This window comes from Burkholderia humptydooensis (assembly GCF_001513745.1).
Classification (GTDB): domain Bacteria; phylum Pseudomonadota; class Gammaproteobacteria; order Burkholderiales; family Burkholderiaceae; genus Burkholderia; species Burkholderia humptydooensis.
Genome location: NZ_CP013382.1, coordinates 1,021,831 through 1,038,886, shown reverse-complemented (window position 1 = coordinate 1,038,886; position 17,056 = coordinate 1,021,831). Strand labels below are relative to the sequence as shown.

The following is a 17,056-nucleotide window of genomic DNA, read 5'->3' as shown; positions in this document are numbered from 1 at the left end:
CGGACCTTGGGTTACGACGGCCCGACACATCGTTTAAAAAGAGGCGTACCCCATATCTAAATCGGTAAAAAATACCCTTACTTCGCATCCATACGACTGGGCACGCTTACGCCCCGCCGGACCGGGCAGCGCTCGCTTCCGTGCGTCACCGCGCGGATTCGATCGCATTGGTTGCGTATCGCGCTCGGCCGCCTGAAACGACAGCAATACGAAAGCATTGTGACAAAGCGTTTCTGCCTGGAAAGGATTACCGACAATAAAGCGGCGACATGTAAATGAGCGAAAGACGTTTGGAAGATGCGTCCCATTTCCCGAGCACTTCCCACTCGGGATGAGCAAATGATCGTGTCTCATGGAACGAACCGCGGACGCCCGCCTGGTGCGGCGGCGCACGAACCGCCCGGTCGACAAAGAAATAAATTCCATCGCATTTCCACGCCAAACACCTTCATCAAAACAAAATGATTTATCCACTTGAATTGCATAAATTAATCCATTAACAAAACCCCATAAGAAAACATTACAATATTAAATTAAACAATATTGCAAATAGAAAGGAGTGGAGACGGCGCAAACGTTTTACATGAGACTGCAGTCTCCTTTCTGAAACGCAAGCTACGCCCCGTAGTCCACCACTCCGCCACCGCCCTTTCTACACGGGCCATCCACGAACCGATCGGCATCACCCCGACTCATTCGTATCATCTATTAAATTAACAAAAATTAACCAACCACAACACTCCATCCTCAAACTTTTTTTAACCATTTGCAAAGCCTGATTTTGCAATTCTTTGAAGTCTTGAAAACATCAATCAAATAGACTCCGCATACCAAATTAATCAGCGCGAGCACGGACTCTCAGGTCAGACAAATAACGCTCCCGTGTTGCGCTGCCCTCGGAGGCCGTTTTCGTATGAATCGCTCGTACCGCTCTATCTGGAATGAAGCGCTTGGCGCGTGGGTCGCCGCTTCGGAACTCGACTCGGCTCGCGGCAAGCCGAACAAATCGGTCGTGGCCGCCGCTGTCGCCGTCGCCGCCGCGCTGCTCGTCGGCGTCCCGTCACTCGCGAGCGCCGATACCATGATCCCCGGCAGCGTCAACGCGTCCGGCCAGTTCACGGTGCAGTCCTGCACGTCGGGCAGCGGCAACGCAACCGTCGGCCGCACGACGACGGGCAATACGAACGCCTACCCCGTCGACGGGTCGGGCACCTACTCGACCGTCTCCGGCTGTAGCTCGAGCGGCAACAATCAGCTCGCGGCGACGGTCTACGGCGCGTTCGCGCAAGTCACCAACACCGGCGGCACCGCGATGGGCTTTCTCAGCTCGGCTGCGCTGTGGGGCACGGCGGCCGGCCTCGAAACGACCGCGAGCGGCACCGCCGCGACCGCGCTCGGCTTCGGCAGCACCGCCAGTGCGCTGAACTCCGTCGCCATTGGCGGCGCGGGCGGCAACGGCACGACGCCGCTTTCGTACGCGAACTCGACGATCGCATCCGGCGCGGGCGCGATCGCAATCGGCAGCAACGCGACGAAGGGGGCGCAGGCGAGCGCGCAGGACTCGATCGCGCTCGGCGGCCAATCGAGCGCGGCGGCGCAGTCGGGCGTCGCGATCGGCCGCGCGGCGACGGTTGGCACGAGCAGCACGAACGGCATCGCGCTCGGCGACAGCGCAACGGTTGCGGCGAGCAGCACGAACGCGCTCGCGATCGGCTACCAGGCCAGCGCCGACGCCTCGAACACGACGGCCATCGGCGCATCGAGCACCGCCGCATACGCGAACAGCGTCGCGATCGGCCAAGGCAGCAAGACGGGCGCGAGCGCGCCCACCGGCACCGGCTACCTGACGGGCACGGCGGCGCCGCTGTCCGAAGTGTCGGTCGGCAGCGCGACTGCGCTGCGCCGCATCACGAACGTCGCCGACGGCTCGGCGCCGCAGGACGCGGTGACGGTCGCGCAGCTCAGCACCGGCATGAGCACGACGGCAAGCAGCATCGCTAGCCTGTCGACGTCGGCGTCGACGGGCATCAGTTCGCTGTCCACGGGGCTCAGCAGCACGAATAGCTCGCTGACCTCCCTGTCGACCTCCGCCTCGTCGGGCATCAGCACCGCGCAGAGCGGCGTCAACTCGCTGTCCACGGGGCTGTCGACCACCAACAGCGCGGTCGCCTCGCTTTCGACATCCGCTTCCACGGGGCTGAGCTCGGCGAACAGCTCGGTCGCTTCGCTGTCGACCTCCACGTCGACGGGTATCGGCTCGTTGTCGACTGGTCTCTCGACGACCAATAGCAACGTCACGTCGCTGTCCAGCGGCCTCAGCAGCACGAATAGCTCGCTGACCTCGCTGTCGACCTCCGCCTCGTCGGGCATCAGCACCGCGCAGAGCGGCGTCAACTCGCTGTCCACGGGGCTGTCGACCACCAACAGCACGGTCGCCTCGCTTTCGACATCCGCTTCCACGGGGCTGAGCTCGGCGAACAGCTCGGTCGCTTCGCTGTCGACCTCCACGTCGACCGGTATCGGCTCGTTGTCGACGGGGCTCTCGACGACCAACAGCAACGTCACGTCGCTGTCCAGCGGCCTCAGCAGCACGAATAGCTCGCTGACCTCGCTGTCGACCTCCGCCTCGACCGGCATCGGCTCGTTGTCGACTGGCCTGTCGACCGTTGCGACGACGACCAACAATCTCGGCAACAGCACCGCTGCGGCGCTCGGCGGCGGCGCAACGTACGATCCGGCCACCGGCGCGATCTCCGCGCCCTCGTACACCACGTACAACGCGAACGGCACGACCACCGCCAACACCAGCGTCGGCTCCGCCATCGACAGCATCAACGCCAACGGCATCAAGTACTTCCACGCGAACTCGACGGACCCGGATAGCGTCGCGACGGGCACGAACGCCGTCGCGATCGGCATGGGCGCGACGGCCGCCACGGCGAACTCGGTTGCGCTCGGCGCGAACTCGGTGACGGCCGCGGCCAACCCGACCAGCAGCGCGACGGTCGGCTCGACCACACTCGGCACGAACTCGGTGACGGCCGCGGCCAACCCGACCAGCAGCGCGACGGCCGGCTCGACCACACTCGGCACGTTCGCGGGCAGCACGCCCGTGGGCGTCGTGAGTGTCGGCGCACAGGGTGCGGAACGCCAGATCACCAACGTCGCCGCAGGCCAGGTCACCGCCGCCAGCACCGATGCGATCAACGGCAGCCAGCTCTACGCAGTTGCGTCGAAGCTCGACTCGGCCTCGAACTCGATTTCGTCGCTCTCGACGGGGCTCTCGACGACCAACAGCAACGTCGCATCGCTGTCCACGTCGACCTCGACCGGCCTCAGCTCGGCGAATAGCTCGATCGCTTCGCTGTCGACTTCCACGTCGACGGGCATCGGCTCGTTGTCGACGGGCCTCTCGACGACCAACAGCACCGTCTCGTCGCTGTCCACGTCTACCTCGACCGGCCTCAGCTCGGCGAATAGCTCGATCGCTTCGCTGTCGACTTCCACCTCGACCGGCATCGGCTCACTCTCGACGGGCCTCTCGACGACCGACAGCACCGTCGCATCGCTGTCCACGTCTACCTCGACCAGCATCGGCTCGCTCTCGACTGGCCTGTCGTCGACCAACAGCAACCTCTCGTCGCTGTCCACTTCCACGTCGACCGGCATCGGCTCACTCTCGACGGGCCTCTCGACGACCAACAGCACCGTCTCGTCGCTGTCCACGTCGACCTCGACCGGCCTCAGCTCGGCCACCAGTTCGATCGCTTCGCTGTCGACCTCCACCTCGACCGGCATCGGATCGCTGTCCACCGGCCTCTCGACGACCAACAGCACCGTCGCATCGCTGTCCACGTCCACCTCGACCGGCCTCAGCTCGGCGAATAGTTCGATCGCTTCGCTGTCGACCTCCACGTCGACCGGCATCGGCTCACTCTCGACGGGCCTCTTGACGACCAACAGCACCGTCTCGTCGCTGTCCACGTCGACCTCGACCGGCCTCAGCTCGGCCACCAGTTCGATCGCTTCGCTGTCGACCTCCACCTCGACCGGCATCGGCTCACTCTCGACGGGGCTCTCGACGACCAACAGCACCGTCTCGTCGCTGTCCACGTCGACCTCGACCGGCCTCAGCTCGGCGAATAGCTCGATCGCTTCGCTGTCGACCTCCACGTCGACCGGCATCGGCTCACTCTCGACGGGGCTCTCGACGACCAACAGCACCGTCTCGTCGCTGTCCACGTCTACCTCGACCAGCCTCAGCTCGGCGAATAGTTCGATCGCTTCGCTGTCGACCTCCACGTCGACCGGCATCGGATCGTTGTCCACCGGCCTCTCGACGACCGATAGCACCGTCTCGTCGCTGTCCACGTCTACCTCGACCGGCCTTAGCTCGGCGAATAGCTCGATCGCTTCGCTGTCGACTTCCACGTCGACCGGCATCGGCTCGCTCTCGACGGGCCTCTCGACGACAAACAGCACCGTCTCGTCGCTGTCCACGTCTACCTCGACCGGCCTTAGCTCGGCGAATAGCTCGATCGCTTCGCTGTCGACCTCCACGTCGACCGGCATCGGCTCACTCTCGACGGGGCTCTCGACGACCAACAGCACCGTCTCGTCGCTGTCCACGTCGACCTCGACCGGCCTCAGCTCGGCGAATAGCTCGATCGCTTCGCTGTCGACCTCCACGTCGACCGGCATCGGCTCACTCTCGACGGGGCTCTCGACGACCAACAGCACCGTCTCGTCGCTGTCCACGTCTACCTCGACCAGCCTCAGCTCGGCGAATAGTTCGATCGCTTCGCTGTCGACCTCCACGTCGACCGGCATCGGATCGTTGTCCACCGGCCTCTCGACGACCGATAGCACCGTCTCGTCGCTGTCCACGTCTACCTCGACCGGCCTTAGCTCGGCGAATAGCTCGATCGCTTCGCTGTCGACTTCCACGTCGACCGGCATCGGCTCGCTCTCGACGGGCCTCTCGACGACAAACAGCACCGTCTCGTCGCTGTCCACGTCTACCTCGACCGGCCTTAGCTCGGCGAATAGCTCGATCGCTTCGCTGTCGACCTCCACGTCGACCGGCATCGGCTCACTCTCGACGGGCCTCTCGACGACCGACAGCACCGTCTCGTCGCTGTCCACGTCGACCTCGACCGGCCTCAGCTCGGCCACCAGCTCGATCGCTTCGCTGTCGACTTCCACCTCGACCGGTATCGGCTCGCTCTCGACGGGGCTCTCGACGACCGACAGCACCGTCTCGTCGCTGTCCACGTCGACCTCGACCGGCCTCAGCTCGGCGAATAGTTCGATCGCTTCGCTGTCGACCTCCACCTCGACCGGCATCGGCTCACTCTCGACGGGGCTCTCGACGACCAACAGCACCGTCGCGTCGCTGTCCACGTCGACCTCGACCGGCCTCAGCTCGGCGAATAGTTCGATCGCTTCGCTGTCGACTTCCACGTCGACCGGCATCGGCTCGCTCTCGACGGGGCTCTCGACGACCAACAGCACCGTCGCATCGCTGTCCACGTCCACCTCGACCAGCATCGGCTCGCTCTCGACTGGCCTGTCGTCGACCAACAGCAACCTCGCATCGCTGTCCACGTCCACCTCGACCGGCATCGGCTCGCTGTCCACCAGCATCAGCTCGATCACGACGAACACGACGAACCTCGGCAACAGCACCGCCGCGGCGCTCGGCGGCGGCGCGACGTACGATCCGGCCACCGGCGCGATCTCCGCGCCCTCGTACACCACGTACAACGCGAACGGCACGACCACCGCCAACACCAGCGTCGGCTCCGCCATCGACAGCATCAACGCCAACGGCATCAAGTACTTCCACGCGAACTCGACCGATCCGGACAGCGTCGCAACCGGCGCGAACAGCGTCGCGATCGGCCCGAACGCGGTCGCGAACGTCGACTACTCGGTCGCGATCGGCAGCGGCGCGACGACGTCGGCAGCCGTTCCCGTCACGTCGGCAACCGTCGGCGGCCTCACGTTCGGCGGCTTCGCGGGCAGCGCGCCCATCGGCGTGTTCAGCGTCGGCGCGCCGGGCGCGGAACGCCAGGTCACGAACGTCGCCGCCGGCCGCATCTCCGCCACCAGCACCGACGCCGTCAACGGCAGCCAGCTCTACGCGACCAACAGCAACGTCGCGTCGCTGTCGACCGGCCTGAACGCGACGAACAGCAATCTCGCATCGCTGTCCACGTCCACCTCGACCGCCGTCGGCTCGCTGTCCACCGGCCTGTCGACCACCAACAGCAACCTCGCATCGCTGTCCACGTCCACCTCGACCGCCGTCGGCTCGCTGTCCACCGGCCTGTCGACCACCAACAGCAACCTCGCGTCGCTGTCCACGTCGACCTCGACCGGCATCGGCTCGCTGTCCACCGGCCTGTCGACCACCAACAGCAACGTCGCGTCGCTGTCGACGAGCGTGACCAACATCAACACGCAGCTCACGTCGCTGTCGACGTCGATCACGAACAACGTGATCCAGTCGCTGCCCGCGAGCACCGGCGTCGCCGCCGACATGAGCTCGCCGAAGGCGGTCACGCCGTCCGTCACGGCCGGCTCGAACTCGGTCGCGATCGGCGCGGGCTCGAACGACGGCGGCCGCTCGAACGTCGTGTCGGTCGGCAGCGACACGCAGCAGCGCCAGATCACGAACGTCGCGGCGGGCACCGAAGGCACCGACGCGGTCAACGTCAATCAGCTCAATGCCGTGTCGACGTCGATGTCGCAATCGCTGTCGAACCAGCAGACGCAGATCAACAATCTCGGCTCGCAACTGAACCAGACGCAGCAGCAACTGCAGCAGACCGACACGATGGCCCGCCAGGGGATCGCGGCGGTCGCGGCGATGGCGTCGATTCCGCACATGGATCGCGACTCGAACTTCGCGATGGGCGTCGGCACCTCGTCGTTCCTCGGCCAGAAGGCGATTGCGGTCGGCATGCAGGCGCGCATCACCGAGAACCTGAAGGCGTCGCTGAACGGCGGCTTCGCCGGCAACCAGAAGGTGATCGGCGCGGGCATGCTCTATCAGTGGAAGTAACGACGACGGGCCGGCGCGGGCCGCCCGAAACGACGGACGCGCCCGATTCGCGTCCGTCGTTTCCACACCAGCTTGGAGAAACACGATGAAGCACATCGCAGGAATGGGATTGACGACGCTCGCCGCGCTCGCCGCGCTCGCCGGATGCAGCGCGTCGAGCGGGCCGACGTACACAGTGACGCAAACGAGCCTGCCCGGCCATCCGAACGCCTATCGCGTCGCCTGCGGCGGCGTTTTCGGGAAGTACGACACGTGCACGAAGATTGCCGCGCGCGTGTGCGGCGATCGCGCCGTCGAGACGCTCGAGCGCGCCGCCGACTATCGCGGCGACGGCCGGCGCAGCGAGCCGTCGAGCCTCACGTTCGACTGCGCGGCGACGCAGAACGCCGCGCAGTCGGATCAGTAAGCCGCCAGGTCCCGCGCCGCATGCCGGCGCGCGTCCGAGCGCGAATCGCCCGGCTCCGCCTCGGTTCGCCCTCGGTCCACTGTCGATCCGGCTCCCCCTGCTTCCTACCGACTTTGCCCCGGCCGCTTCGATCCGACTCCGCTTGCGCTTCGATCTGGCACAAAACTGCGATATCGTTCGAATCTCGAAACGCCCGGCCTCGACCGTCTCCCGAGTCGACGGCCGGCGGCTCCTCACCGATCTTCCGAACGCACGACATGCCAGCCAATCCCGATCGTTTCGCCGACATCCAGACGCAACTGAAGCGAGGCGAACTGATCGCCGCCGCCGATGCGATCGACGCATGGTGCACGGCCGAGCCCGCGTCCGCCGGCGCGCTCGCCTGTCGCGCGCACTGGCTGCGCCTGCTCGGCCGCCTCGACGAAGCGGCCGCCGCGCTCGGGCCGGCGCTCGCCGCGACGCCGCCGTGCGCGAGCGCATGGGTCGAGCGCGCGCGTCTCGATCGGCTCGCCGGGCAGGCCGAGCGCGCGCATGCCGCATTCGACGCCGCGCATCGCGCCGATCCGGCCGCGACGGGCTGGCTCGCCGAATGGATCGAGCTGCTGCACCAGACCCATCGCCACGCGCTCGCCCGTCCGGTTGCGCAAGCGCTGTGCGAGCGCGCGCCGAACGACGCGCAGTCGTGGTTCCTGCTCGGCCTCACGCACCACTACGCGGGCGAATACGCGGCGGCGGCCGACGCGTACCGGCGCGCGGGCGCGCTCGATCCCGCGTACCCGATGTTGCGCAACAATCTCGCCGCCCTTCACTATCAGACGGGGATGCATCGGGAGGCGCTCACGCAAGCCGAAGCGGCGATCCGCGCGGAGCCGGACAGCCAGATGGCGTGGTGCAACGGCTCGAATGCCTGGCTCGCGCTGCGCGAGCCGGCGCGCGCGCTGATCGCGGCCGAGCGCGCATGCGCGCTCGGGCAGAGCTACGCGATCGCGCAACTCGCGCGCGCGAACGCGCTGAAAGAGCTGCAGCGCTGGCCGGACGCGCTCGCCGCTGCGGCACACGCGCATCGCAGCGCGCCGGACGATCCGGTCATGCAATGGTCGCTCGCGATGCTGCAATTGCTGCACGGCGACTACGAGAACGGTTGGGCGAACCACGAAGCGCGGTGGAACGGCTCGCGCGAGCTGGGCGATCGCCCGCGCCCATCGCCGCAGCGGCAGTGGCGCGGCGAGCCGCTCGCCGGCAAGACATTGATGCTGTGGGGCGAACAGGGCTTCGGCGACGCGCTGCAGTTCGCGCGCTTCGCGCCGATCGTCGCCGACCAGGCGACGCGCGCCGGCGCGCAAGTCGTCTTCGCGTGCTTCGCGGGCCTCGAGCCGCTCTTCGCGCGCAGCTTCGCCGGCACGCCGATGCGGATCGTGCGGCACGACGCGCCGCAACTGCCCACGTTCGACCATCACCTGCCCGTCGGCAGCGCGCCGCTGATGCTCGGCGTGCGGCCGGACACGATCCCGTCCGCGGGCGGCTATCTGCGCGCGGACCCGGCGCGCGCCGCGCAATGGGCGGCGCGGCAGCCCGCCAACGGCCGGCTGCGCGTCGGTCTCGTCTGGAGCGGCAGCCGCACGCACCAGCGCAACCCGCTGCGCGCGATCGACCCGGCGGCCTGCGCGCGCGCATGGCGTGACGTGGCGGGCGTCGCGTTCCACAGCCTGCAGATCGACGGCGCAAGCGACGTCGCGACGATGCGCGCGGCGGGCCTCGACGTGATCGACCACACGGCCGAGCTGCAAAGCTTCGACGACACGGCCGCGTATCTGTCGAGCCTCGACCTCGTCGTCACCGTCTGCACGTCGGTCGCGCACCTCGCGGGCGCGCTCGGCCGGCCGACGCGGCTGCTGCTCGACGTCAATCCGCACTGGGTCTGGATGATCGATCGCGAAGACAGCCTGTGGTACGACTCGATCCGGCTCCGCCGGCAGGCCCGGTATCGCGACTGGACGCCGGTGCTCGACAGCGTGCGCGGCGAGTTGGCCGCGCTCGCGGCCGCGCGCGGATAACGGCGGCTACGCAGCATGTCGACGTTCAATCGCGCGATCGGGCCGCTGGCCGCAGACTTGTCGATGGCGGGCGCGCGCATCGCGCCGCGCTCGACGGGCGTCGCGGCCCGCAGCGAAACCGACGGCGCGCTCGACGCGAACGAGTTGAATGCGCGGCCGGCTTCTATGTCACAATCGCTGCCGGGCCGGCCGCCCCGGATCGACGTTCCGCGCGCGCAGCCGAGCGGAATTCAGCAAGCGCCGCGGCAGACCGATTCGATGGCGCGTCAGGGCATCGCGGCCGCCGCCGCGCCGACGATGCTGCCGCAGGTCGAGCCGGGCAAGACGATCAACGTCGCCGCCGCCCGCTTCGCGGGTCAGTCGGGGATCGCGCGCGGCGCGAGCGCGCACGTGACGAACTGCGGCATTCTCAAACTGGGCATCGGCGTGTCGGGGCAGAACAAGACCTTCGGTGCAGGATACGGATATAGCTGGTGATCGATTCCATCCACTCTTCGTCAGCCGGGCCGCGCGACGCGCCCGGCAAGCGCCTCGCCGTCGGCATCTCGCTCTTCGCCCGCGACGGCCAGGCAATCTGGGAAAACGGCATTCATCAGAACATTGCGTTCCTCGCGATGATGCTCAAGCAGTCGGACCGGATCGGCCCGGTCTACTTCCTGAACGGCGGCGACGCGAAGGCGTTGCCCGCCGGCCTCGATCTCGGCGGCCTCGACGTGCCGCTCGTGCAGCCGCGCGACGTGTCGCACGCGCTCGACGTCGTGATCGAGATGGGCGCGCAACTGCCCGTCGACTGGCTCAAGTACATGAAGGCGCTCGGCAAGAAGCTCGTCGTCTGCTTCGTCGGCCACACGTACAGCGGGCTCTGCGAGACGCCGATGTTCAACCGGCCGTCGGGCCACATCTTCAACGGCGGGCCGTTCGACGAAGTGTGGATCCTGCCGAAATCGGAGAAGATCGACGCGCCGCTGCTGCGCACGCTCACGCGCGCGCCGGTGCACGTCGTGCCGCACATCTGGTCGCCGTACTTCATCGGGCGCCGCGCGCGCCAGCTCGAAGCCGAGGGCCTGCGCTTCGGCTATGCGCCGGGCCGCGCGAAATGGCGGCTGTCGATCCTCGAGCCGAACATCTCGGTCGTGAAGACGAGCCACTACCCGATGCTCGCCGCCGACGAGTTCCACCGCGCGCAGCCCGACGCGGTCGAGCACCTGTTCGTCGTGAACTCGCTGCACATGAAGGAGCACGCGACCTTCGTCCACTTCGCGAACAGTCTCGATCTCGTGCGCGAGCACAAGGCGACCTTCGAGCCGCGCATCGATCTGCCGTCGTTCCTCGCGCAGCACGGCGACGCGGTGATCTCGCACCAGTGGGAAAACCCGCAGAACTATCTGTACTACGACGTGCTGTACGGCGGCTACCCGCTCGTGCACAACTCGCCGCTGCTCGGCGACGCCGGCTACTACTACCCGGAATTCGATTCCGCCGCGGGCGGCCGCGCGCTGCTGCACGCGTGGCGTCATCACGACGCGCATCTCGACGACTATCGCCGCCACGCCGACGCGCTGCTGCACAGCGTGTCGATCGACAATCGCAGCAACCTCGACGCTTACGTCGCGCGTCTGTTCGCCTGAGCCTTTCCCGGAGAAAAACGCATGTCCGAAACCACCGCCCATGACGTGCCGAACGGCGGCAAGCGCGTCGTCGTCGGCGTGTCGCTGTTCGTGCGCGGCGCCGGCCAGTCGCTGTGGGAGAACGGCATCTTCCAGAACTGCCTGCTGCTCGTGCTGCTGCTGCGCCAGTCGCCGCTCGTCGCCGAAGCGGTGATGGTCAACGGCGGCACGAGCGACGCCGATCCGCAACTGATGCTCGGCGAATGGAACGTGCCGCTCATCTCGATGGACGAGGCGATGACGCGCTGCGACGTGCTGATCGAAATGAGCGCGCAGTTCAACGCCGGCTGGATCGCCGAGTATCGGCGGCGCGGCGGCAAGGTCGTGACGATGCGCGTCGGCAACGACTACGTGATCGACATCGAGCGCGCGATCTTCGACAAGCCGTCCGGCTTCCTGTTCTCCGGCGCGCGCTACGATGGCGTGTGGACGATTCCCGAGTTCGAGCACTCGTGCGGGCACTATCTCGAATCGGGGCTGCGCAGCCCGGTGACGATCGTCCCGCACATCTGGCATCCGCTCCTGTTCGACAAGGCGCGCGCAACGCTCGGCCCGGGCCTCGAATTCGGCTACAAGCCGGGCAAGCCGCGCTGGCGCGTGGCGATGTTCGAGCCGAACATCTGCATGGTGAAGACGAGCATCGTGCCGATGCTCGTCGCCGAAGAAGCGTATCGGGCGCAGCCGAGCTTCGTCGAATTCGTGCGCGTGTGCAACACGCTGCACATGAAGGAGCACACGACGTTCGTCCACTTCGCGCGCAGCCTCGACATCGTCGACCACGGGCTCACGACGTTCGAGGGACGCTTCGCGGTCTACGAGTTCATGGCGGCCTATGGCGACGCGGTCGTGTCGCACACGTGGGAAAACGCGCAGAACTACCTGTACTACGAGCTGCTGTACGGCGGCTATCCGCTCGTTCACAACTCGCCGTACCTCGGCCGCGCCGGCTATTTCTATCCGGATTTCGACTGCCAGGAAGGCGGCCGCCAGTTGCTGAAGGCGTTCCGCGAGCACGACGCGAACCTCGACGCGTATCGCGAGCAGTCGCGGCAGGTTCTGGATTCGGTCAGCATCTACCGCCCGGAGAACGTCGCCGCCTATACGGAGGCGATCGCCGCGCTGTACCGGTAAGCCCGGCCGCGCCCGCCGCATTGCCCGGTTTCAACCAGGAGGTCACCTTGAAGAAAATCGTCGCTCGATGCGCGGCCGCAGGCGCGCTGCTGGCCGCGGGCGCGCTCGCTCACGCGCAAACGAGCCCGTCCCCCGATGGGGTGCTGCAAAGCGCCGAGAACGTGCTGAAGCAGATCGACGAAGGCCGCTTCGACGACATGTGGAAAGATTGCGCCGCTTTCGTCAGGAGCAAGTCCACCGCGCAGCGCTTCGCCGACGACACGCGCCGGCTGCGCGCGCCGCTCGGCGCGGTCGCGCGGCGAGGCTGGTCGGACATCATGCTGATTCAGTTCGCGAACACGAAGGACGTGCCGGACGGGCTGTACGCGAACGTCGATTTCACGACGACGCTGCAAGGCGGCAAGGTCGTGTTCGAGAAGCTGAGCTTGCGGCGGGAAAGCGACGGCCAGTGGCGCCTCGTCTCGTATGCGCCGCGGCAGCAGCAAGGCGTGGCGCCGGCCCTCGCGGGGCAATAGGTGGAATAGGCGGCGCGAGGCGCGTCAGCGCCCGTTGTTGACGAGATTCGCGAGCAGCGTGTCGTATTCGGCGACGAGCGTCGGATTCTTCGACGTATAGCGGCGCAGCAGGCTGCGCTGCCGCGCCGCGTAGCCTTCCCAGTCGTCGTCGTGCTCGCGCAGCACGCGCATCAGCGCTTCCGTGCCCGTCTGCACGTCGTTGTCCGGATAGTAGTAGCCGATGTCCGGCACGAGATGCGCGTTGTGGACGAGCGGATAGCCCTGCCAGCAGACGTCGAAATAGAAGTAGTTGAGCGGGTTCTCCCACTGGTGCGACACGACGACGTCCGTATGCTCGGCGAGGAAGGTCGGCGTATCGAAGCGGCCGACGAAGCTCGCCTTGCTCGCGCGGACGACCTCCAGATAATTCATCAGCATCACGAATTCCGGGCTGTCGCGCGCGAGCCGGTCGGCGTTCGTCACGTGCGTGAACGCGATCGCGTCCGGGTCGCGCCGATACGCTTCGTCGATGATCAGCATCGGATACACGCAGAACTTGACGACGTCGTGGTTCGGCTCCATCACCGTGAGCCGCTTCGCGCGCTTGCCGCTCGGCCGGTACTCACCGCGCTCGTGCATGAGGCGCGTGCGCTCGGCGAGGAACATCGGGTCCCAGACGAACGGCACGACGCGCCCTGGGGCGCGCCGCAGCGATTGCAGGAACGGCAGCGACGACGGCGCGATCTGCGGAATTGCCCAGATCTCGTCGTAGCCGCGGTTGATGAAGAGCGTTTCCCACATCCGGCGGCCGAACAGGATCGACTGCGTCGCGTGGATGTACTCGAAGCCGCAGCAGTAGCTGACGAGCTTCACGCCGCGCGCCTTCAGGTAAGCGGTCTGCTCGCCGTCGATCTGGCCGCCGAGCTCGATCAGCACGTCGAGCGAATCCTTCATGTCGGTGAACGAGCGGGTGTCGAAGATCCGGCGGTCCCACGGCAGCGCGTCGGTGATCGGCACGCCGGTCGTGTTGACGATCGTCACCCGATAGCCGCGCGACGATTTCATCAGCAGCTTCGCGAGAAACAGCGCGTTCTGCTTGATGCCGTTGATCCAAAGGCTCTCGTTCGGCTCGCGCAGACCGATCGTGATACCGATGCGCAGGCCGTTCAAATCGACAGGGGATGTCATTGCATGCCGGAGGGAAGGGAATTACGCAGTGTAGCGCACGCGCGGCGCCGCCGCCCGCACCAGGATTCGAGTCTAGCGGACATCCCGTGACCGGACTGTCAGATATCGTTAACGTGCGCCGCGCCGCTCAAGCCTGTCCCATCACGAGCAATTGCGCGCCGTCCGCCACCTGATCGCCGACCGCGTACAGCACCTCGGCGACGACGCCCGCCGCCGGCGCGCCGATCGTGTGCTCCATCTTCATCGCCTCCATCACGATGAGCGGATCGCCCTGCTCCACCTTCTGCCCCGGCTCGACGAGCACCGCGATCACCTTGCCCGGCATCGGCGCGGTGAGCCGGCCCTCGCCTTCCGTCGAATCGGCCGCGTGCGCGAGCAGGTTGCGCCACTCGAACGCGCGCGCGACGCCCTGGCAGAACACGTGGAACGTATCGCCGTCCACATGCACGCGCCCGCTCGCGCGCACGCCGCCCAACGTCACGTCGAAGTCGAGCGGCCCCGCGCCGCGCGACCACGCGAACGGCTTCGCGATGCCGCCGACTTCAAGCGACTGCACGCCGCCGCGCTCCAGGTAGCGGACCTCGAGCATCGCGTCGTCGTCGAGCGCGCGCCATCCGATCGTGCGCCGGTAGCCGGCGTTCAGCCGCCAGTTCGGCAGCGCGGCCCACGGCGACGCCGCGCCGCCCGCGCCCGCCGCCGCCCGCTCGCGCGCGAGCAGCGCCGCGCACGCGAGGCCGAGCGCCGCCGCGGGCGCCGGCTGCGGCGCGAACAGCGCGTCGCGGTGGCGCTCGATCAGCCCGGTGTCGAGATCCGCGTCGGCGAACGGCCGGCTCGCGACGATCCGCTGCAGGAACTCCGCATTCGTGTGCAAGCCGACCACTTCGCATTCGCGCAGCGCGCGACCGAGCATCGCGAGCGCCTGCGCGCGCGTGTCGCCGTGGACGATCAGCTTCGCGATCATCGGGTCGTAGAACGGCGTGATCGCGTCGCCTTCGCGCACGCCGCTGTCGATTCGCACGGCCGCGCCGACATCGAACTCGACGCCCGCCGGGAAGCGCAGATGCTTCAGGCGCCCCGTCGACGGCAGGAAGCCGCGCGCCGGGTTCTCCGCATACAGGCGCGCCTCGATCGCGTGCCCGCGCACGTGCAGTTCCGGCTGCCGCAGCGGCAGCGGCTCGCCCGCCGCGACGCGCAGTTGCCATTCGACGAGATCGAGCCCCGTCACCATCTCCGTGACCGGATGCTCGACCTGCAGGCGCGTGTTCATCTCCATGAAGTAGAACGCGTCGTCCGTCATGATGAATTCGACGGTGCCCGCGCCGACATAGCCGACCGCGCGCGCGGCCGCGACGGCCGCCTCGCCCATCGCCTGCCTGAGCTCGTGCGCGAGGCCCGGCGCGGGCGCTTCCTCGAGCACCTTCTGGTGGCGGCGCTGCACCGAGCAGTCGCGGTCGAACAGATAGACCGCGTTGCCGTGCGCGTCGCCGAACACCTGCACTTCGACGTGGCGCGGCCGCTGCAGGTATTTCTCGATCAGCACGCGATCGTTGCCGAAGCTCGCCGCGGCCTCGCGCTGGCACGACGCGAGCGCCGCCGCGAAATCGGCCGCGCGCTCGACGACGCGCATCCCCTTGCCGCCGCCGCCCGCGCTCGCCTTCAGCAGCACCGGATAACCGATGCGGTCCGCTTCGCGTTGCAGCAGCGCGGGAGCCTGATCGTCGCCGTGATAGCCGGGCACGAGCGGCACCGCGGCCGCGTGCATCAGCGCCTTCGCGGCCGCCTTCGAGCCCATCGCTGCAATCGCCTCGACAGGCGGGCCGACGAACACGATCCCCGCGTCCTCGCACGCGCGCGCGAAATCTTCGTTCTCGGACAGGAAGCCGTAGCCGGGGTGAATCGCCTGCGCACCCGTCGCGCGCGCGGCGTCGATGATGCGCTCGATCCGCAGGTAGCTGTCGGCGGCCGCCGCGCCGCCGATGTGCACGGCCTCGTCGCATGCGGCGACGTGCTTCGCGTGCGCGTCGGCATCCGAATAGACCGCGACGCTCGCGATGCCGAGGCGCCGGCAGGTCGCGGCGACCCGGCAGGCGATTTCGCCGCGATTGGCGATCAGGATCTTGTCGAACATGATGAGTCGGGAAACGGGAAATCGGTAACGGATTCGGTTCGGCGCGCGGGTCGCGCGGCGCGCTGCGTCACGGCCATCGCCGCACGCCGTGGCGACGCGCGGCGGCCGACGGCCGACGCCGGGATCACGCGCGCCACGACGGCGTGCGCTTCTCGAGGAACGACGCGACGCCTTCGCGCGCCTCCGCGCCCGCGCGCGTCTTCGCGATCCAGCCGGCGGTCTGCTCGATCAGCGCGGCGTCGAGCGCGCGGCCCGCGACGTCACGCACGAGCGTCTTGCACGCACGCACCGCCTGCGGGCCGTTCGCGCACAGCGCTTCGGCGAGCTTCGCGACACTCGCATCGAGCGCGCCGGCCGGCACGCGCTCGTGCACGAAGCCGAGCTGCGCGGCCTTCGCGCAGTCGAACGCCTCGGCCGTCGCGAAATAGCGGCGCGCGGCGCGCTCGCCCATCGCGCGCACGACGTAAGGCGCGATCGTCGCCGGGATCAGCCCGAGACGCGCCTCGGACAGGCAGAACTTCACGTCCTCGGCGGCGATCGCGATGTCGCACGCGGCGACGAGCCCGACGCCGCCCGCGTAAGCGTCGCCGTGCACGCGCGCGATCACGGGCTTCGCGCAGCGGTAGACCGCATCGAGCATCCGCGCGAGCCGGCGCGCGTCGGCGCGGTTCTCGTCGTCGGAGAAGCCCGCCATCTTCTTCATCCAGTTCAGGTCCGCGCCCGCGCAGAACGCGGGGCCGCGCGCGGCGAGCACGACCGCGCGCAGCGACGCATGCGCGTCGATCCGGTCGAACGCGGTGGTCAGCTCGGCGATCATCGTCTCGTTGAACGCATTGCGCACGTCGGGGCGCGCGAGCGTGACGGTCGCGACACGGCCGTCGTCGGTCACTTCGATCGTTTCGTAGCGCATCATCGGCTC

The 17,056-nt window shown here is 67.6% G+C and carries 10 protein-coding genes; 7 read left to right on the top strand and 3 right to left on the bottom strand.

The annotated features are described in order from the left end of the window. Nucleotides 1-913: 913 nt before the first annotated feature. From AQ610_RS36380 to AQ610_RS23580, 7 genes are all read left to right on the top strand, one after another. Nucleotides 914-7,069, top strand: coding sequence for an ESPR-type extended signal peptide-containing protein (locus tag AQ610_RS36380; RefSeq protein WP_144411904.1), 6,156 nt, complete (start codon nt 914-916; stop codon nt 7,067-7,069). An 85-nt stretch (nt 7,070-7,154) separates the two neighbouring features. Beyond that, nucleotides 7,155-7,475: a hypothetical protein gene (locus AQ610_RS23605; RefSeq protein ID WP_043283154.1), complete on the top strand. Its 321-nt coding sequence runs from the start codon at nt 7,155-7,157 to the stop codon at nt 7,473-7,475. A gap of 257 nt (nt 7,476-7,732) precedes the next feature. Continuing rightward, the gene (locus AQ610_RS23600; protein ID WP_006028815.1) at nt 7,733-9,529 is read left to right on the top strand and encodes a tetratricopeptide repeat protein; all 1,797 of its coding nucleotides are present in this window, start codon (nt 7,733-7,735) and stop codon (nt 9,527-9,529) included. Nucleotides 9,530-9,544: 15 nt separating this feature from the next. Beyond that, nucleotides 9,545-10,006 (top strand): YadA C-terminal domain-containing protein, encoded by a 462-nt coding sequence (locus tag AQ610_RS23595; RefSeq protein ID WP_006028816.1) that lies wholly within the window; start codon nt 9,545-9,547, stop codon nt 10,004-10,006. Beyond that, the gene (locus AQ610_RS23590) at nt 10,003-11,157 is read left to right on the top strand and encodes a DUF2827 domain-containing protein (RefSeq protein WP_006028817.1); all 1,155 of its coding nucleotides are present in this window, start codon (nt 10,003-10,005) and stop codon (nt 11,155-11,157) included. The genes AQ610_RS23595 and AQ610_RS23590 overlap by 4 nt, the downstream gene beginning before the upstream one ends. 21 nt (nt 11,158-11,178) lie before the next feature. Further along, complete coding sequence (locus tag AQ610_RS23585) at nt 11,179-12,327, top strand: DUF2827 domain-containing protein (RefSeq protein WP_006028818.1); 1,149 nt, start codon at nt 11,179-11,181, stop codon at nt 12,325-12,327. Between the two features lie 47 nt (nt 12,328-12,374). Then, nucleotides 12,375-12,842 carry a DUF4019 domain-containing protein gene (locus tag AQ610_RS23580; protein WP_009915315.1) on the top strand — a complete coding sequence of 156 codons (468 nt, stop codon included), beginning with the start codon at nt 12,375-12,377 and terminating at the stop codon, nt 12,840-12,842. Nucleotides 12,843-12,866: 24 nt separating this feature from the next. On the opposite strand, the gene AQ610_RS23575 is transcribed toward AQ610_RS23580, so the two are convergent. The 3 genes from AQ610_RS23575 to AQ610_RS23565 form a co-directional block, all read right to left on the bottom strand. Further along, entirely contained in the window at nt 12,867-14,009 is a 1,143-nt protein-coding gene (locus tag AQ610_RS23575) for a DUF2827 domain-containing protein (RefSeq protein WP_009915317.1), read from the bottom strand. A gap of 127 nt (nt 14,010-14,136) precedes the next feature. Beyond that, complete coding sequence (locus AQ610_RS23570) at nt 14,137-16,137, bottom strand: acetyl-CoA carboxylase biotin carboxylase subunit (RefSeq protein WP_006028821.1); 2,001 nt, start codon at nt 16,135-16,137, stop codon at nt 14,137-14,139. Nucleotides 16,138-16,261: 124 nt separating this feature from the next. Beyond that, nucleotides 16,262-17,047, bottom strand: coding sequence for an enoyl-CoA hydratase/isomerase family protein (locus AQ610_RS23565; RefSeq protein ID WP_015602552.1), 786 nt, complete (start codon nt 17,045-17,047; stop codon nt 16,262-16,264). Between the last annotated feature and the right edge of the window lie 9 nt (nt 17,048-17,056).